Annotated in this window: 10 protein-coding genes; 5 read left to right on the top strand and 5 right to left on the bottom strand. The window is 50.2% G+C overall.

Annotated features, from left to right (window positions below):
• Positions 1-617: 617 nt before the first annotated feature.
• Positions 618-1,004: a hypothetical protein gene (locus MXE41_RS10440; protein ID WP_247100449.1), complete on the bottom strand. Its 387-nt coding sequence runs from the start codon at positions 1,002-1,004 to the stop codon at positions 618-620.
• Between the two features lie 649 nt (positions 1,005-1,653).
• Between MXE41_RS10440 and MXE41_RS10435 the strand changes: the two genes are divergently transcribed.
• Positions 1,654-4,698, top strand: a complete 3,045-nt coding sequence (locus MXE41_RS10435) for a hypothetical protein (protein WP_247100448.1) — start codon at positions 1,654-1,656, stop codon at positions 4,696-4,698.
• Between the two features lie 1,480 nt (positions 4,699-6,178).
• Here MXE41_RS10435 and MXE41_RS10430 read toward each other — a convergent pair.
• Positions 6,179-7,222 carry a LacI family DNA-binding transcriptional regulator gene (locus tag MXE41_RS10430; RefSeq protein WP_247100447.1) on the bottom strand — a complete coding sequence of 348 codons (1,044 nt, stop codon included), beginning with the start codon at positions 7,220-7,222 and terminating at the stop codon, positions 6,179-6,181.
• Positions 7,223-8,644: 1,422 nt separating this feature from the next.
• Between MXE41_RS10430 and MXE41_RS10425 the strand changes: the two genes are divergently transcribed.
• Entirely contained in the window at positions 8,645-8,965 is a 321-nt protein-coding gene (locus MXE41_RS10425; protein WP_246978031.1) for a GNAT family N-acetyltransferase, read from the top strand.
• Between the two features lie 319 nt (positions 8,966-9,284).
• Here the strand turns inward: MXE41_RS10425 and MXE41_RS10420 are convergent, their stop codons facing one another.
• The gene (locus tag MXE41_RS10420; protein WP_247100446.1) at positions 9,285-9,533 is read right to left on the bottom strand and encodes a hypothetical protein; all 249 of its coding nucleotides are present in this window, start codon (positions 9,531-9,533) and stop codon (positions 9,285-9,287) included.
• Between the two features lie 356 nt (positions 9,534-9,889).
• Between MXE41_RS10420 and MXE41_RS10415 the strand changes: the two genes are divergently transcribed.
• Positions 9,890-10,864 carry a flagellin gene (locus tag MXE41_RS10415; protein WP_246978030.1) on the top strand — a complete coding sequence of 325 codons (975 nt, stop codon included), beginning with the start codon at positions 9,890-9,892 and terminating at the stop codon, positions 10,862-10,864.
• Between the two features lie 117 nt (positions 10,865-10,981).
• Here the strand turns inward: MXE41_RS10415 and MXE41_RS10410 are convergent, their stop codons facing one another.
• A complete protein-coding gene (locus MXE41_RS10410) occupies positions 10,982-12,082 on the bottom strand; it encodes a hypothetical protein (protein ID WP_247100445.1) in 1,101 nt (366 codons plus the stop codon).
• A gap of 291 nt (positions 12,083-12,373) precedes the next feature.
• Entirely contained in the window at positions 12,374-12,709 is a 336-nt protein-coding gene (locus tag MXE41_RS10405; RefSeq protein WP_247100444.1) for a hypothetical protein, read from the bottom strand.
• A gap of 888 nt (positions 12,710-13,597) precedes the next feature.
• Between MXE41_RS10405 and cysK the strand changes: the two genes are divergently transcribed.
• Together cysK and MXE41_RS10395 are read left to right on the top strand one after the other, a co-directional pair.
• Positions 13,598-14,539 (top strand): cysteine synthase A, encoded by a 942-nt coding sequence (gene cysK, locus MXE41_RS10400; protein WP_247100443.1) that lies wholly within the window; start codon positions 13,598-13,600, stop codon positions 14,537-14,539.
• Positions 14,540-16,051: 1,512 nt separating this feature from the next.
• Entirely contained in the window at positions 16,052-17,974 is a 1,923-nt protein-coding gene (locus MXE41_RS10395) for a hypothetical protein (RefSeq protein ID WP_247100442.1), read from the top strand.
• The last annotated feature ends 2,477 nt before the right edge of the window (positions 17,975-20,451 follow it).

Raw genomic sequence — 20,451 nt, 5'->3', positions numbered from 1 at the left:
ACTTTGTTAATGTCTTAAAAACAGATACGAACTATAGCGACAGCTCAATAAAAAGGCTCGTTGTGCGTCTGGCTGACGATGCTCAGCTGCTAAATGCAGTAGGCATAATTGCTGCCGCTTTAGAGCTTAGAAAAGCCGCTTAGCACGTATCATGCGTATGCCCTGACGAGCACTGGGCAAAGCGCCATCTGGCATGATCGAAGCGTTGTGACATATGGGCTCCAGCTGCTTTGGTCTGCTGTTCAGACTTCAGGAGCTGAAATGCGCATAAATGTCCTTTAAAATGTCTTGTTTTAACCCCCTTAGATAAGCGCCAGTAAGTCGCATTTTATCGCCCTGGTGACCATAATTTTGTCCGGCCACGTGGCTATGGGCCTGCGAAAAAGCAAAGTTAGTGTTTTTGCAGGATGCATGGGGTTTGAAGTACTGATAAACTACTCATATTTTCATGCCGCTCTGACGGCTGTGTTGTTGGTTCATAAATCAGGTGTATTTGTGGTTATGGCTTTTGATGGCAAGGAAAATACTGCTGCTAATGGAGTTGCAGCGGCGACTGGTGCCGGTGGCTCAGCGTCCTGTGGGTGCTGTCCGTCGGCTATCTGGTCATTAATAAGCCATCATGTAACCTGGAAAGACAACTTTAACCAGTTCGACCATACAGGCGCCCACTCTACATATACCTCTGATGCCCCCATTTCTGACGGCAGCCATAATTTCCATGACTTGAGCCGGCTTACAACCATAAGTCCTGCTGACTTACACCAGCAATCATGCGCAGCTGTTACACCACTTTCTGGTGCATCCCGTGCTGTTGCATCCCGCCATGATGCATCCTGCTCTGGCGCATCCCGCTCTGATGCATCAATCTCTGTTTCATCCAGCTCTGTTGCATGCAGCACAGCTGCAAACAGCTTAGAGCGTACTGACAGCTCATCATCAGCCCCTTTCCCGGCAAAATGCCCTGCAATATGCCCTGCAATATGCCCTGCAATATGCCCTGCCACAATGAGCAAGTCACTGCTCAGGCAAAGCTTTTCTCTACCTTTTTCTCTATCTGAGTCTTCCCCTGCTTACATTGCCAGCTTCACATCTCCTGCATCCCAGGACGGCAATACAGGCTGTGCCATAACCGCAGTAATACCAGGCAATTCAGTCACGACCACTCCTGCCTCACTTTCACTCTCAGATCATACCGCCCCAGCCCCACTCTCTTCCTGGGTATCAGGAGCAGCGCCCGGCTTTATGCCTGCAACTGTTCAGGTGACCGCAACAGCCGGTCAATATGGAACTCAAAGCAATGAAATGCCTGGCGCTATGGTAAAGACTGAGCCGCCCTGTCGCGCATCCCTGAACAGACAGGACCACAGCCACTGCAAAAGCCCCTCAGTCGTGCAGGCGCACAGTCTGACCAGTACCAGGGGGCACGACAGCAGGACCTTTGAGGTTAATGCTCAGGACTGTGCTCACAAACAGCATCAGACTCAGATTTCACCACAGATTAAGATTCAGGCCATGGCACATAACAACTCTCATATTCAGACAGATAACATTGCAGGTAACTGCATTGCAGATAACTGCACTGCAGCCAGACGCACTGCGTTATCACGCTTAATGTCTGAGCAGTCAGCATATGACAATGTTCAGGAGTTGGCCATGAACCATGCACAGGCACAGGCACAGGCCCAGCCAAAGCAACAGCCTCGGCCAGTTAATCAGGATCTGTCACCGGTACAGGCACAGTTACATTTACAGTCAAAGTCACGCAGCCGTTCTGGCCGTTGTGAGTGCAGGCACAATCGCCCTGGTCAGGTCCTGCGTCGCAGCGCTCTTGCTCTTGCTGCAGCGGCTGTGCTGGCTGCCATGCCGGCAGCAGCCGATGGCACTGCATATTCTGCAGACTCTGCATATGCTTCATATTCTGCTGATGCTGTCAGTCAGGATATGCCACTGGGCTTCAAGCACAATCCAGAGGCTCTCAGGGGAGCATCCACAGCTCATGACCAGGCTGGTAATGCTGTTCAGGGCGGTCTGACCCTGCCTGCTGAGCAGCATATTGAGCCGCTTTACCCTTTAATTACCGGTAATAACCACGAGCAGAACTCACCTTTTATTCTGCAGCGCTATCCTGATGTGCAGCCTCTGCCTTATCAGGGCTATGACTACTCCCTGAAAAACGCTCCTGCACCACTGCCTGGCTATAAAGGCAACCGTCTGCAGCCTCACGCTCTTTCTGCTTATGCTGAGGCTCACAAGAATAATGATGCAGACAACAGGCCTGCCAATGATGCAGCATCTGCCGATTCGGGTTCATCCCTTGCCCCTTCAGCAGATGTTTCGCAAGCTGATGGCCATAAGTCTGATGCTTCAGACAAGTCACTTCAGGACAGAAGATCAGCTGACCGCAAGGCAGATGCTGCCCGTACACAAAGCAAGGTAACAGGCTCCACAACTGAGAGGAAAGCAAATGGCGACTCCAGCAAGGTAATTGAGCGCTCTGCCTCAGCATCCACTGATTTTGAAACTGACTTTGCTGTAATGCCGGCTTCAGGCACTGACAGTACTTCAGACACAGTATCCGGATCGAGCTCAGGCAATATGCTGTCGCGCTATCGTCATCAGAACGATGAAGTCTGTCATCCAGCATCGGGCAACGACTCAGATCAGGTACATGCCATGGGCTCCTCGGCCTTTGATCCGGCCAGCATTTCCCTTTCACTGGAAAACTCAAGAGGATGGCATCACAGGGTACTGCCTGTCTTCAGTGACGCTCCGCTCGTGGCTCTGGCTCACTATGAGCTGCCAGTAGCAGAGATTATGCTTCATTCTTCTGAAGCAGCCTTTATGGCAGTAAGAAGAGCCGCTGCCAGCTCCATGGGGCCGGTATTTCACACAGTAGCAAGCTCTGAGGGTGCCTACAGCTATGGCTACGGATCTGATAATCCTGCCGCCTCTCATATCGAGAATCTTAAGAGCATGGTCGGATCCGACGGTATGGAGAGCATCAGCTCCAGTGAGCTCAGCGCCGTATTTGATGTAACTTTACCAGTACTTTCAGCTGTATACGACAAGTCAGCTCAGGTATGGTCATCATATAAGCAAGAATGCATACCGGCCCGGCAAACTGACGGTAATGACCAGCAGGCTGCCGTTAATGTCCAGCAAGCCTTTACCAGCCCAGACTCCAGTACCTCGGCACCTGTACCACAGAGCGCAGCCAGCAATGGCCTGCAGGGCTCTGCAGTACCTGCAGTCCCGGCAGCTTCAAATGACAGTGGCAATACACTGCCAGCTGAAGTCTCCTATCACGCCAGCTCAGTTTCAGACATGGTGATACCATCAGATTCCTTTGCTCAGAGTGCCAGTAATCTGATTGATAACAATGCCATGACCCCAAGGTACAGCTCTGCCTATGCCGAGGCCAGCAGCGATCCTGCTGCCCCGTCATCGCCAGCAGCCCTTGCGCCATCACAGCAGGTTGCCAGTGCCGGCAATGCCTGGTCACTGAGCAACAGTATTACTGATGCAGGACAGAGTGCAACCGCTGCAACAGTCGCAGCTGTTGCAGCCGCCCCAGTTGTTGCCATGAATGGCAGCGCTCCGGCAGTAGGCTCTGCCAATGTGGCTGCCCCTGCTCCAGCAGTCCAGGATGCAACAGCAGCTGCTGCGCCAGCACCTGATGCAGCTGCCGCACCGCCAGATGCCGCACCGACACATGCCCAGGTGGCTGATGAAGGACCTCTGCCCTGTATCGAGCTGCCAGCTGGCAGTCCACTGCCGGAGCAAATCAGACCACGTCAGTGCTTTGAGCTGCAGGGCGGTAATTTCATTGCTCAGGACACGGTAGTACAGGGTCGCCTGTTTATTAAAGCCGGACGCAAGGCTCAGCTTACTCAAGGCCGCAGTATCACTGCCCGCAATGGTGGTCTTATTGAACTTCGCGGCGAGCTTGATATGGAACCGGGATCAGCTCTGAATATTGACCATGGCAGCAGCTTTAACTGCAGTGGACTTCTGCACATGGCACAGGGAAGCTGGCTTAATACCCGTGGCAACACCACATTTAAGAATATTGGACGTATAATCCTCGAGCCAAAGGCCCAGCTGACCTTCAGTGATGAGACAGAAATGCGCAACAGCGGTCAGCTCATTTTGCATCAGGCATCAGCTCAGCTGCGTAATAAGGGCAAGCTTGAGAATGTCGGCACCATTGAGTTAAACAGCGGCGCCTCCCTGTATATCATGGATAAGAGCAAGGTCAGAAACGCCGGCAGGCTGCTTCTTGGTCAGGGAGCAGAAATGAGTATTGGCGGTCACAGCCGCTTTGATAACCGCCGTATCCTCACACCTGAGGGACTGGTTACCATCAGCCGCAATGCAGTCTTTGAAAACAGAGCTGCTTTCCGACAGAAAGAAAAAGGTGAGCTCATAATCTCTGACAATGCCCAGCTGCTTAACAACCATACCTTTGAGATCTCAGGATCAGCTCTGTTTACTCACAGTGCCCGCGTACTCAATGATGGTGCTTTTGCCGTGAAAAAGACCGGCAATGTCAAAACCGAGCAGATGGCCGTGATGATCAATACCGGAACCTTCCGTAATGAAGGTGGCGGCTTTACCATCGAGACTCAAGCCAACTTCGTCAACGAAAACATTGTCTCTGGTCGTGAAAGTCGCTCTCAGGGCAAACACCGACTCTAATAACACTCAGGCCCGGCACCTTACAGTACCGGGCCTGTTTCGTTCTTAGCGTTGCTCAATGAGGCTGGACTGCAGCACTCCGAGCATTGCCAGATTGGGATGGGCTGCAGATGTCTGAGCATTGCTAAATGAGGCTGGACTGCTGCTGACTGATCGTTGCCCGATAGGAGTGGACTGCTGCTGACTGATCGTTGACCGATAGTACTGGGCTACTGCGCCTGATCGTTGCCCGATAGGAGTGGACTGCTGCATTATGAGCGTGACCGATGGTGATGGGGGCAGCCGTTGCATGGCTTGCCGGGCCTGGCGCTGCAAGTGGGCTTTTATGAGGCGGAAAAGCCGTGCTGAAAGCAGTTCTGGATGTATTGAAATTCTGTCTTTTAACGCATTCGCCCATTTAAAAAGATCGACATGAAATACCTGTCAAAATGCACATAATTTTTTAAAGAGGCCTTTATTCAGGCTTATTTTTAGATATGGTCCACAACTTGAGAGATTTCTGAAAATATGATCTTTGACAGGAGTACAATAATTTAGCTGAATTTTCCGCTACGGCACATTGTGCTAAGGACTGCCGTGCGGATCAGTTGTGCAGGGCATTGCTATACAGCGCAGCTGCCCTGCTGCAGATAACCTGTAATCACACTCTTTTCAGGTTGTCTGCAGTCGGCCATGACTTGTCGGCATTATGCAGGTGGAGGCAGCAACATCCTGCATCCAGACCATGCAGCCGACCTGAATACTCACAATGGCCACGCCAGCCATGCAGTCATCTCCCAAAGATATAGTGAAACATATTGAAGTGACGGCAGGGTAAAAATGAGATTCAGGACAGCAATAAGTCACGGCTGAAATGACAGCACACTGTTTATCTGCCTGATAAAAGACAGATCGCAGTGCCTGTTCTGCTCATCCATGCAGCAGAATGAATGATGTCACTGCATTAGCTCATATGGCCCTGCCATACAGCTCCTGCCAAAGACATCAGGCACAGTAGTCACCGTTGCATTGCGACAGTTCAAACGAAAAACACCATGATATTAAGCTTATCAGTACGGCTTAAAATCAGGTAATTGAATATCATTCCTCACACTCTCAGTGCCTGGAATCTCTTTTCGTTACCTGTCACCAGTGATGACACCAAAAGTATCTAACAACCAAAAAATAAGGCCCTCCGCATAGCGACAGGGTCATATCTTTGTAAAAAAGCAGTAATGCCTGCTCGAGGCTCTTGCTCTTGAGCCACAGGCATCAATATGCTTTATATTATGTTTTATTTTGTGTCTGTGCCTGACACCCATACTGTCAGCGCGAATAAGCCAGCAGTGACTCACGTCACTGCTGGCTTTTATTTTGTCTGCACTGCAGCTGCAAAGCAGCAGCATGTCTGCCCCTGGTCACCATTGACAGCTGATGCCCATGGCATGAATAAATGGCATACCTGATGATGCTTCGCAGCTGCATGGACATCAAGGGATGATTATCTGAGCGCGGTTGTCATAAAGTGGCTCTTGAGCTTGATGACATTCTCCACAATATAGTTTGCTGGACGTGAAATGCGAGGCATGGACAGATATTCATGAAGAATCTTTATTGCCTGGTAGCCCTGAACCTGAGGCTCCTGGCAGATTACAAAGTCGATAATGTCTGACTTGACCAGCTCACGGGCTGAGTAGATCTCATCGCAGGCAACGACAAAGAATTTTCTTGCAGTGTTGGCAATAACAGCCGCACCAAGGCCACTGACACCTGAACCGGATGCCATATAAATGCAGTTGATTTCAGGATGCTGACGAAGAGCCTCCATGGTGACCTGCTGGGTGATGATATCGTTGTCCTGCCCCTCTAACACACCTGTAAGCTTACAGTTCTTGCGGTGTTCCAGAGCCTTTTTGAATCCTTTCAGACGCTGAGCATGGCCACGGTGTCCTTCCATGCCTATTACGACAAGAGCATTAACATCACGACCCTCAAGGCATTTATCAACCAGAGATCCGGCAATGACACCCGACATGTAGTAGTCAGGACCTACATAGCAAAGGTAAGGCACCTTGTCGATTTCATTGTTCATAAGCAGGACAGGAATACCAGATGCCTCAATTTCCTTGAGATAGTCTCGTATCCTTTGATCATCAACTGTACACAGAGCAAGAGCTTTACAGCCAAGATCACGCAGCTCTTCTATGGCCTTAAGATGAACGCTGACATCCCAGCCCTCAACCTCACGCATGGTGATATCGATGCCAAGGTCGCCAAATTCATTCTCTGCCTCCCTGACGCCCTGTCTGATGTCATCAAAGAAAGGAGCATTAATTGACGGCAGCAGCACACCAATGGTGTTGTGGTTACGGTGAGCGGACAGTGCACGGCCGGCACGGTTTGGGACATAGCCCATATCTTCAGCCAGCTGTCTTACACGGGCAGCCGTCTCAGGGCTGACTTCGCTTTTGTCGTTTAGAGCACGGGATACAGTTCCAACAGATAATCCAATGGCTTGCGATAAGTCTTTTAAGGTAACAGTCATCCTAGTTCCTTGCCCGCTGGGAGCTCAATAATTTCTGTCCAGACAACAGAGCTCAGGTAAATATGGCGCAATAAAGCATGCCTGTTGTGGCAATGGTCATACAGCAGTGACAGCTGGCCACTGCATATTTCCTGAGCCGCTTTTTGCTGCAGGCAGCAGGATGCACTCATGCCTGCTTTGTTCAGTATTCATTTTTATGCGTGATAAAGGATCCAGACAGCTCTGTAATCTGTTTACAGACCACAGTGCACAGGCCTGCTGTTACCATGATAAAGATGCCGGTAACACATTAAACCTGCTGCATGAGCACCTGCTGTGTGAGTGCACAGCCTGCATACTGCTCGTAACAGAAACTGCCATTAAATACCTTTTGATGTATGACGTATTGCGACTTGCTCACCGCATATCAAAAGGGAAAACCCTTAAGAATGCCCGTTGAGGCCGCCTGATATTCTTTCATGTCAGGACCTTAACCAGGGAGTTTCCCTGCCTCTTACAGCTGTCCCCAGAAGCCGCCAATATGTCATTGTGCCAAAAGGCACAGGCCCGATAATCTCTGGTAAAAAGCCATAATCGTCAACGATTGCAGACATTGTTTCAGACAATCATAGCCTATCGTGCACCAAATTAGCACAATTTATTACTGCGGTTGAAGAAATTTTTAACCTGATTACCCCTCGACTCCTGTAAAACCTGCACACAAAAGCACGTACTTTTGTGCTTTTGCGATAGTGCCATCCCTGCAGCACAGTAATCAGAACGCCCGAATAATAATCAATCAGGCACTGACTGCTCAACTTAAATGCCGAAAAACTAAAAATCAAAATGAGCATCAAAAAGTGCCATGCTGACAACAACTGCAGACGCGCCACAGACCGTACAGGGCCACTGTTTGTGCCCTTTTCAGCCATGGCCCCCGAACCAGATCACTGTTTGTGCCCCTGCCCTGGCACCTGCACTTGAGCCCTGTCTGTACCCATGCCCCGGCACCCGCACTTGAGCCCTGTCTGTACCCATGCCCCGGCACCTGCACTTGAGCCCTGTCTGTACCCCTGCCCTGGCACCTGCACTTGAGCCCTGTCTGTGCCCCTGCCCTGGCACCTGCACTTGAGCCATGTCTGTGCCCCTGCCCTGGCACCTGAACCAGAGCTGTATTTGATTTCATGCTGCCTTGCGATATCTGCAGTCAGCCCGTTTATAAGTTGCTGCAACATTAGCCTGATGAGAAACCCGGAAACCAGGGCCAGCTGATCTGCTTGCCCATATGAGAAAAGATATCTTAGCTATTGGACCATGGCTGTGCCAGGATAGCTCTACTCTATTCCTGCAGCTGCTCTGTGATTGAGCTGTCGGTTGCAGGCAAGATTTACTCTGCTGGCCAATGGGCCGGTGCCCCATTTATTGTTCAAGGAGAAATACCAAGTGGATATCACTATTACTCACTTACCTGAAGCTGAGACCTTTGAAACTGTTATCGATGGTCACCGTGCCTTTCTGACTTATGAGATTTATGATGGCGGCCTTGATATCAGAAAGACTCTGGTACCAGAGCCTCTGGGAGGTCAGGGCATTGCTGGCAAACTTACCAGGGCAGCCTATGATTATGCCCGTGATAACAACCTCAAGTGCCTTGCTACCTGCTCCTATGCCGTAACCTGGCTCAAGCGTCATCCTGAGTACAATGGCACTGCCAGCTGCGACCACGTTGAAGGCGGCTGCGCTGTAGGCCGTCATCAGGGCTGAGACCATACACGGGCAAAAGCCCGCTACAGTCCAATAAGCGGAGCACCTCCTGATACTCCTCAATCAAAGCTGCCGGACCGATCCCTTCCTCAACCATATTCAGTCCCGGCACCACAAAGCTGCCTGCTTATGCAGGCAGCAAATTTACCTCGCAATTCCTGGCCATTCCCGCCACCCTGACATCCTGACTACCACACTGACTTACAGCAGAACAGTCATTTCCCACCAAATCCAGGCCAACAGCACCTCTACACACATTCTGCAGTCGCTCTGACAGCGAATCATCCTTCCTGTACAAATATCCCAGTCACTTTGCTTTTTACTCATGAACACTGGCCGTCTGCAGCTCGTAGCATCGCTTTTGCGTTTTAGTTTCTTTTGCAGGCAACAGGAGCAAGAAGAAAGAAGCAAGAGTTGCAGCATTTGCTGCTATATTACTTTTATAAAGCACCATGCTCTTAAATGATGCCCTCTCATTGATAATGCAGAAAGCTGATATCGTACCTTGGCAAGCTACCACCACTGTGACTGCCGCCTGAAATGGTATTTGAATGTCGTTTAATGACATGGCAGTTGCAGCATTATGAGCGGAGGGGCTCCTGGGCTTAATGATGGGGACAGGAGCTGAAAAGCAGGCGTGATGAGAGGATGATAAACTTGCCACTGATGGCAAGCGACTTTCATTTTATGAGCTTTTTGCAGTTTTCTGAGGTCTTGCTTTAAGGGTAAAAGCACAGGCATTCCTCTTATGGCTCATTGATTTTATGGTCTTTTGGAAAGCATAACCGCACCCTGGCATGCTTAGTGCTAAAAGTACTTTCAGTCGCATGATTCGAGCGAACGTCAGTATCTGAATTCAGTCTGATCAGAAGCTTCAAAAGCCAGTTCTGACCGACTTAATCGAACGATAAAGAGAGAACTTTTATGGCCTTGTATGTCAATACCAATGTATCTAGCATTAATGCTCAGCGCAAGCTTAGCAATGCTACTCTGAGCCTTAATACCAGCTATCAGCGCCTCTCTTCAGGCCTGAGAATCAACTCTGCCAAGGACGACGCAGCCGGCCTCCAGATTTCCGACCGTCTGACCTCCCAGATCAATGGCCTCAACCAGGGCAACCGTAACACCAATGACGGTATTGCCCTTGCCCAGACCATTGAAGGTGCTCTGGACGAAACCACCAACATGCTGCAGCGTATCCGTGTGCTGGCTGTACAGTCTGCCAACGGCACAAACTCCACAGCAGACCGCAAGGCTCTGCAGGAAGAAGTTACCCAGCTGTCCCAGGAAATCAACCGTATTGCCCGTCAGACCACTTTTGCCGGTGCAACTGTTATCAATGGTAAGAATGACCCAAATAATGCTACTGCTCACCTTAAGGTAAGCAACAGCCTTATTCCAAATGATGGTAAGCTGGTTTTCCAGGTTGGCGCCAATGCTAACGACACTCTTACCCTCAACTGGGCTGATGCTTTCACCTTATCAGGTCTTGCCAAGATGGCTGCCGTTGGCGCTGCCAACGATATTACTGGTGCTGGTAAGGATGCCAAAAATGGTCTGGTAATTGATGGTCAGAACGCAAAATCACAAGTAAGATGGACTATTTCTGCAGCATCTTTAGCTACTTATACCCTGGGCACTATCGATAAGTTGATTCAGGCTGTAGACTCACGCCGTGCTGAGCTTGGTGCTTTACAAAATCGTATGGAAAGCACTATTCGTAACCAGGCTTCCATCTCTGAAAATGAGGCTGATGCCCGCAGCAGAATTCGTGACACAGACTTCGCCTCTGAGACCGCTGCTCTGACTCAGAACAACATTATTCAGCAGGCCTCCCAGACGGTTCTGGCTCAGGCCAACCAGCGTCCTACTATTGCTCTGAGCCTGCTCGGTCAGTAATAGAGACCTGCGACTGACAGCTTTTGCTGTGGCCAAAAGAAAGGCGGATCATTTGATCCGCCTTTCTTTTTGTCTTTCAGTTGACAATGAACTTATGGACCCCGGTTATGCCATGGATTACCGGTCGGCGCGCTGCTGGACAACGCGGCCACCAGCCGGAACATCCTCGATTACCCAGACGTTACCGCCAATGATGGCCCCCTTGCCTATGGTAATACGTCCCAGAATAGAGGCGTTTGAGTACACAACCACATCATCCTCAAGAATCGGGTGACGTGGAATGTTAAGAGGCATGCCTTCATTGTCAACAGGTATGCTCTTGGCTCCGAGAGTTACGCCCTGATAAATCTTTACGTTGTTGCCAATGATACAGGTTTCACCTATAACTACGCCGGTGCCATGGTCAATGGCAAAGCTTTCTCCAATGCGGGCACCAGGGTGAATGTCGATACCGGTTTCGGAGTGAGCCAGCTCAGTAATAGCTCTTGGGATTAAAGGAACGCCAAGAGTAAGAAGTCTGTGGGCCATACGGTAGTTGCTTACAGCTCTCAGGCCAGGATAGCAGCAGATAACCTCACCAAAGGAAGTGGCAGCCGGGTCACCGTTAAAGGCGGCACGCACATCAAGAGCCAGGCTGGCGCGCAGTTCCCCAAGTGACTCAATGTACTGTATCGCAAGAGAGCGGGCCAGCTCTTTGACCTCATCATCGCAGCTCAGGCACTGCTTGCCCTGCTCACCAACCTGAGATTCAGAGCATTCACAGTCAGGATCATTGCAGCCACAGTCTGAGTTCACTGAAGCTGCTGTACTGCCAGATTCGGTACCGGTTGCGGCGGCAGCAGCTACGGCGGCAGCAGCTGTCGCAGGAGATCCTTTGAGCTTGAGGGTACGGTTATGCTGGGTACTGACTGTGGTACGGGCATGGTGCTCATTATCAGCACTCTGGAAACACAGCGCTGCGGCAATCTGATCTGTCAGGAGCTCAAAAAGCTGCTCTACCTGCAGGCCTATGTGATAGGACACAGTATGGCGGTTGATCTTGGACTTGCCAAAGTAGCCCGGAAAGATAATAGCCCGGGAGAGCTTTACTATTTCATAGACAGCGCGGGCCGAAGGCAGAGGATTGCCCTCAAGATGCTGCTGAAACAGTCCACGTAATGAATCTTCAGCTGAAAGCTCACCAATAATGTGACTTAGCTGTTTTGAGTAATCTACCAAGAGTCAATCCTCACCATATGCCAGAGTACAGGGCTGCTTCATCCAGTTTTTGCTCAGACAGCGCCAGCCCGGTATCTGACAGAAATAATCTTTGGGATGTACCGCATTTGTCCCAGTAAGACAGCTCTCCAGCAAAGGTCCATGGGTGAAATCGCCCTCAATAATGGGACCGGGACTTACCTTGTGGAGCGCCTGGGTACAGCCCCTATAACATAACCGATTTTGCCTCCAAGTGCTCATACCTGTGGCAGTGCACCACAATTGCAGCTGCCATGGCCTTACATCAGTCAGCTACTTCCTGCACTTGCCTGCTTGTTCCATGTCAGACCTGCAGATAGCAGACAGCGACAGATAACAGTCTGCCATATGGTTAAACACGCCAGTTACAGAGATATCAACTCCAAAGTTCCAAGCAAGCAGCTGTACCAGCAACAGTATGGCCCAGCCACCACCCATGTTCCACGCAAGATCAGGTAAATTTAATTTCATTTGGGACAGCATGCCTCGGCCTGCCTTGCTGTTTCCGCTTCGCAGCTGTTTTCTGGTCAAACCATGAGTGTCCTTACCTGCACCGGTGTTTCTTGCCTGACTGGTGTTTACTGCTTGCGCTGCATTTTCTACTTGCACTGCTCTGCTTTACCCGGCCTTCCACACCGTTGCATACAGCAGCTTGCCATGATTGGCCCTGACTGTCCCTGATTAGCCTTGATTAGCCTTGTTTATCTCCAGCCAAAGGGGCGTTATGCGACATTTGCCAGTGTGCGTTGTCTCCAAGGCAAGGCATGTCTATACATGGGCAGACATTGCTAAGGTCTGGCTCATGCCTTACAAGAGCTGTATGCCCTTTGGAATATGGATATTCTGTATACAGACTTCGGGTGTGAAGTTAGAGCGCGTGATGCTGGTGTAAGTATGAGGCTGTCGGCTGTGCATCTGCATGGGTTCTGTTGGAGAGATTATGACTGCTTATGCACCATTAATTTGCATGAAAAATCGCTGTTTTGGTGAGAAAAATGGCAATTTTGCGGCCGTTTTGCGCTCTGAACCGCATTTATAAGGAAAATCCAGCGCAGTTTGTGATTTGCATCAAAAATGACAGAAAAGGCCCTGATGACAACGATTTTGCAGCTGATAAAAAGTAAGCCTGGTGGCCGTGCTAGGATAAAACCACTTCCAGATGCTCCCGCAGTCCTCTAAATCAGAGTGTACCGGGCAGGGCAGCCTCTCTGGTAGTACATATTCCCGAAACGGTCCACTGTTATGTGGTCAGATCAGGACAATTTTTATGGAATCAGACTGTAGCTGTTGCAGCATGACTGACAGCGCAGCTGCTCCTCAACCTGCTTGCCCGTGCTCACCTGTAATTACCAAAACAGGATGTAGATCCAGGCTCAATGTGGCGGTTACCGCCCGAATGACTTAATCCAGGGACATTTGCGCTCTGTTACCAGTCAGTCAGCATTAAAAGCAGTTGGGAGCAGCTCAGAGAATTTAAACAATTAAGGAATCAAAACCATGTCCCGAATCGCTCAGAGCCTTACCGCTTTAATTGGTCGTACCCCACTGCTTGCCATTAGCCGCCTTGCTGCCGAGCGCAACGCTCAGGCTCAGGTAATTGCCAAACTTGAGTATTTCAATCCAGCTGGCTCCGTTAAAGACCGTGCCGCTCTTTACATGATTGAAGAGGCCGAAAAGGCCGGCAAGCTGCAGCCAGGTGCAACCATTATTGAGCCAACCTCAGGCAACACCGGTGTAGGCCTTGCCATGGTGGCTGCTGTAAAAGGCTACAAGCTGATTCTGACCATGCCTGACACCATGAGTCAGGAGCGTCGCCGTCTGCTGCAGGCCCGTGGTGCCAAACTGGTACTTACCCCTGGTGCTCAGGGCATGAAAGGCGCCATCGCCAAAGCAGAGGAGCTGCGTGACCAGACTCCGGGCAGCATTATCCTCCAGCAGTTTGAAAACCCTGCCAATCCTCTGGCTCATACCAGCACCACTGCCGTTGAAATCTTTGAAGATACCGATGGCAAGGTAGATATTCTGGTATCAGGTGTCGGTACTGGCGGTACCGTAAGCGGCGTAGGCCGTGTGCTTAAGGAAAAGATTCCAGGTGTAAAGATTGTTGCCGTAGAGCCTGCAGCCTCTCCAGTCTTAAGCGGCGGTAATCCAGGTCCTCACAAGATTCAGGGTATTGGTGCCGGTTTTGTCCCTGTAAACTACGATAAGAACGTAGTCGATGAGGTTATCCAGGTAGCCAATGAAGACGCCTTTGCTACAGCCCGCGACCTGTCCACCAAAGAGGGCGTACTGGTAGGCATCTCATCAGGTGCTGCCATGCATGCAGCACTTACTCTTGCCGCTCAGCCTGAAAACAAGGGCAAGAACATTGTCGTAGTTCTGCCAGATACTGGTGAGCGCTACCTCTCAACCGAGCTCTTTGTTTACGAGCAGGAATAACAGCAAAAATCCCCCGACCGGCCAGCAGGCCGGTCCCGGACCGCCGCCCAGATGGGCGGCAACCTCTGCAATCCCTCCCCGAATATTCCTTTCTGACAGGTTCTCCCTTACAGCAGCCCAGTTCTGCTCTCCCCATCCATTCCCTGTCATTTTTCTGATACCTGCCCCTTTTCTGTCCCTGAGTTCTTTAAATCTGGTCCAAAGCAAAAGCCACGACCTGTTCCCAGGATCTGAACTACGGCATCACCTACATTTTCCTCTATACATATTCTGAGGCGGCCTTGACCATCCCGTACCTGGCTTGACATTCAGGATCCTCCCATACCTGTTCCTGCCATGACCTGCCCTGTATATTTCTGCCCTGACATTGCATGAGCAGGCCTGCCATGATGCTGTTAGTAGACTGACACTTATATTTGTCAGGCACGCCAATACACTCAAGGTGACGCCATGCTTTAAGCCTGGTTTAAACATTCCATGATTCCCTGCTGTGCGCATGCCCTGGTGAGCCTCTCAGACTGTCCAGCTGTTGCCGTAACATATAGTTGAGACTTTAACTAAGGCATGAGAATGCATGACGCACTCAGAGCAGTCATTAAATCTTTTATACGGCCTGTCAATGTGGGAACTGTCCTCATCTTTACCTGAGCTGCTACTGCCTGATTCTCAGGCCGTTGCTGGCATCAAGCCACAATTTCGTATTAATTGAGCCATGATGTTTGTGCCTGTCCGCTTCATGCACTCTTTTATATCGTGAATATGATTAGCACTGCAAAACATTCACTACTGAATGTTTTAGATATTGTATTGATGCTGGCAATCAAGATGAAAACCTCAGGCTGGGGCTGGTCATTAAATGGAGTTGAGTGGAAAGTTGTGGAAAGGTGTGGAGTGGCATGTCATTGCGAGATATATCCATACTCAGGCTGGTTACGTGACTTAGCGCGTCAGCGGTCGGATAAGCGCTTTATACCGTGGTATTACTGGAGAGGTTAGACCGCTGTCTGATCCGGGAATGACGGGGAAGTGAATGACTGGGCCAGTATCTTTAGAACGGACAGGGCTCTGGCATGTCATTGCGGGTAATGGCACGGGGCCTTATGGTTTTTGGCTTTGCTATATGGCTTGCCATATTAAGGGTGGGACTTGTGACACTGTGGCAAAAATGGAACTGGAGTCACTTTAGGGGTGGCAGCATAGCTTATGCACGTGCAGCGTGCTCTGTAGCGTGCACTGTTGCAAAATGGATTAATTATTATGGTCACAGACATCGGTTTTCGTATATAGTTAGCAGATACGTTTTCCTTATTTTCTCAGTACGCAGCTGCAGGTCAGCATGCCTTCCGTTCACAGCCATATGATGCCGTACCAGTCGCATAATGACGGGTTGCGGCTGTTTTTATGTGTAACGGCTTGGCAATTGGGTACAAGTCCTGCATTACAGGTATCATGTCCTGTAATTTCCTGTTGAGGGATGGGGGCTAACGGTACGGATTAAGGCAGGAGCAATTTATGGCACATATCAGACAGATTCTGGCAAACCTGAGTATCAGTGTTTCAGAATTCAAGAAGAATCCCAAAACGGTAATTAAGGCGGTTAAGAGCGAGCCTATTGCCGTAATAATCAATGACAAGCCGGCTTTTTACTGTGTGCCAGCCGACATTCTTGAGTCCCTGTATTCCAAGTTCTACGAAATGAACGAAATCCAGAACATTCAGGAACTCAATAATGACGCCAATGATCCTGTGATCTCTGCTGATGATGACAGCTTTGGTGTAAAAGACATTTTCCAGTCCATTGAAGACGATCAGGCTGCCAAACTTGCTGCCGATGATGATCTTGTCGACCCTATCCGTAACTCCGTAGCCGATCCCCTTGATGATGAGGTAGCCAATCAGCTCAACAGCTCCATTGACAAGCACCTCTTTGACTCCAGCTGCCAGATCACCCCTGCCTCAGGTTCTATGGACCTGGGCTTCAATTCCCTTGAAGAAGGCTCAGAGGATCTCTCATCCTTTGGCATGCTCGACAATACTGTAGATCCGGTAAGTGCCGCTTTCGACGATCCCCTCATTGACACTGGTGCACTGCCTGACACCGACATTACCTTTGAAGATGAACATGTCTGTGAGCATGGCTCTACCTCAGGTTGTGCCTGCAAACTGGCTGCAGCTGTTCTTGAGGAAGTAGGCCGCCAGGCTCAGCTTGCAGAAAATCAGAAGAACAGGGACATCCAGAGCGCCAAAGGCAGCAAGGGAAAGAAAGGCAAAAAGAAAGCTGAAACCGGAAGCGACAGCCTGCAGACCGTACCAGGTACCTCAGCTCTGGATCCTGATATCACACCGCTTAGCGATAACGATCTCAACTCCCTTACAGATTCTCAGCTCAACGCTCTGAATGACTCAGCTTTGTCAGCCCTTACTGAGGCCGACATTTCTGCTCTGACCTCCAGCATTGGAGCAGAAAATGTCAGTGATGATGCTCTGGCTACAGTTACAGCCTTAAATGGAGATATTGACCCTGCTCTGGCAGCCGCACTGGCAGCTTCAGGCGCCAGTGCCGAGCGTGCCGCAGCTGCAGCCTCTGCCATTGCAGCCCTTGCTGCCATGGAGAGCTCAGATGACTTTGATGTCACTGACAGTCTTATCTCTGCCGCAGACTTTTCTGACAGCATGAATACTGGCAGCGGATCAGCTGATGATGAGGCCTTACAGAGTTCAGACAGCACTTCAGCCTCTGAGGAGCTCGCTGCTTCCTTAAGCCCGGCTGAACGTCAGGCTGCCCTCAATGCTGCCCAGGCTCTGGCTCAGGCGGCCATTGTAGCCGCCCGTGCTGAATCCATTCTCGATGAGTGCAGCTGTACTGATGAAGTAAGCAGCACTGACTCGTCTGCCGGCGCAGACGGCAGCTCTGAGCAGAGCGATAAGCCGGTTACTGGTCGCGTCAGCTGCCGCACCTGCCCAGGACCTGAAGAGAATGAATCATGCTCCCTGGGCCGTCGTGAAGGCGGCTGCGCAGTAAAAGAGCCTCAGCTTAATGTTGAGGGCATGCCAGCAAAGTCAGACAAGGCTGAAAAAGGCAGCAAGTCAGGCAGCACAGCCGACAGGCAGGACGCTACCAGTGCCGCACGCCCTGCAGCCGTTGCGCTGAACATTACCTCAGGAGCCCGTGCAGACATAAGTGCTGCTGATAACGTAGCTGAAAATGACAGCAACTCCATGCGATCTCTGGTAAGTGGCCCACACTCCTTCAGCCTTGAGCATGTAGCCAAGACCTACAGCCCGTACAAGCAGAAAAAGCTGATGGAAAAGCGCCAGTCTGAGCTGAAAAAGGAGCTCAAGGCCAGCCAGAAAGCCCAGAAGAAGCAGGAAAAAGCTGAGAAAGCCAAGTCAGAGAAGTCAGGCAAGTCCTCACGCTCCCGCAAAAACAAATAATCTCCCGGCCCCGATCTGCACCCCAGACCGGGGCCGTTTCATTTCACAGTCCTGGTAGTAACAGCACTATGTGCCTTACCAGCAGCATCCTGCGGCCGTCCTGCATACACACTGCCATATGGCAGGACCAACTCAGCATGGAAACTGCAATGGCGCCCTGCACGGACGCAGGGCCGCATTCCATGCAGTTGCTTACGCAACTGACAGATATACATCTGCATAGTCCACTCTTAATGTCAGCATACCTGCGCCCAGCCCCGGAGGCCTCACACATGAATGAATGCGCTAATGCATGCATTCGTGCATGAAAGAATGCGCTCATGAATGCATTCGTGCATGAAAGAATGCGTGCATACATGGGCCTGTGGCTAAAAGTACTTAGAATGCTCCATGGAGCCTGGCAACCAGAGGCGGAGGCAGTGCTACCCCACTGAATGCTAATAGCTCAACATACTGCAGCCAGCGGGGCATATCCTTATCTTTAATGGCATACGGCAAATCTTTCTAACATGACCTCCTGCTACAGACATTAGCTGTGCTCAGAGTATCGCCTGGCCATCATGTGACAATAATCCAGGTGAAGGTAAAAAGCCTTATCAGCTTTAACCTCCCTGCCGCACCAGCAGCATTGCCAGCCAGGCATGAGGCTGCAGCACTCATAGCGATGCAGATACTGTTGAAGCTTTTAGCTCAGCTAAGGATCAGCCGCGCCATGTCCTGTCATGTCCTGTCCTATCATGTCATGTCATGTCATGTCATATCCAGTTATGCCCTGCTCTGCTCCGCTGTGCAAACCAAAACTCCCAGCTTTTGCCCATTCAATTTGGGCGGCAAAACAGTCTGCGCCATGCCAGATGATTTCAGTTATGGTCATGGCACCTGGCCATATCAATACACCAGCCCATGCTATCTCTTATTACTCTCACATCTGACATTACAGTCATCAATCACTGTATAAATGCTTTCTAAATCTTAAAGAATAAGCATTTTTAAAAATTATGGCATTCAGGAAACATAATTCCGGAAGATGGGGCTCCGCTCCAGCTTTACCTGGTACCTTATCAACCCGGAAATACCTGATAAATCAGGCAAGAGCTTCACTCCCAGACAGCTTTTCTGAATGTCAGTCATACATGACCAGACTGCATGGCTGTCTTATATCTGTGCCATAACCTGTACTTTCACTTGAATCTCCTTCTTAGTCCCTGTGTTTCCTGTCATGGATAATTGAAACAATGTTGTTCATGCCTTTGAGATTGCGATCTTACGCCGAAAGCACATGCCCTTTGCTCAGGCATAAGGCATAAGGCATGAGCCATCTTCTGGGCAGACAGCCTCTGAGCAACCTTTTCAGCCCCAACTTGCTCAACAGTCGCTTTCTTAAAGCCATCACGATATATACAAACACAGGCACAGGCACAGGCACAGTACCACTTTGTTTTGCCTGTTTATGCCGAGAGTCTATGATGCGGTCGGGATGCTGATTTAATCCCTGTCCTTTCTAATTAACACCTCGCTGCCCTGCACCTGAGGCCCATGAGACTTTGCATGCAGCACCATCCAGGTCTTGATACCGGTCCCTTGCTAAATGGCAGAAAGCAGATGACAGATGACAGTTTTGCCCTTCATGAGCGCAGTTTCTACCACAGCTTCGCTTAACGGGAGATTCTCCTTCTATTTACCTCCTGCCTTGATGCCAGCACGTTTAAAGCCATGGTCTTAGATAGTCCAATGACTATAAGACTCTTCCGTAAACTGCCTTAATTTCCCTAATACATGCCTTTCATTCATCACTGCAGCTCACAACAGGCACGGACTATCGGCAACATAGTTTCCCAGCACCTCCAGGTATTACCAGGTTACATACGGACGCAGCGTATGGTTGCCCCATTTGCTGTGCAGGCCAGGGCGCTTTTTCGGCCCTTTACGTCTTCGAATGCGGCAAGGCAGTAGCCGGTGCCGCTTTACAGGCCACGACCACGCCTCTTTCATGGCCGCGCCTGTGGCAAGACCAATGTGCAAACATGTAATCCAGTTCAAATATATGCAGCAGCCGCTGTAAGGGTTTTATATGACCTGTACGCCTGGTGTTAATCACTTAACAGCTTGCTGATAACGAGCAACCCTGCTTTTACTTTTACTTTTACTTTTAACCTGCATCTGGCCTGATAGACAGAGCATTTGGTAGCCGGTTTTGCTGGTTTACATTGCATGTGTGGAGGGCGTGTGTATGCTCGTTTGCTGTATGGCCTGGATATAGCCATGGTGGTGGCTGTGCTTCAGGTGGTGGGACTTGCGAGGCGGCGGCTGGGAAGTTGTGGCTATTGCCTGGTATTGATGCTGTTTTTTATTTTAGAGCGCATTTTGCCGCATTGTTTGCCGCGACCATTAATTACGGGTAAAAGATGATATACATGCGGGATTTGGCGTGTTTTACACTATGAAAATCATGCTGTTTAGTGTAACGATAAGCACAG

The organism is Anaerobiospirillum sp. NML120449, from assembly GCF_023051105.1.
GTDB lineage: Bacteria > Pseudomonadota > Gammaproteobacteria > Enterobacterales > Succinivibrionaceae > Anaerobiospirillum.
Note: the sequence above shows the minus strand (reverse complement) of the source record. Positions and strands in the feature narration are given on the sequence as shown.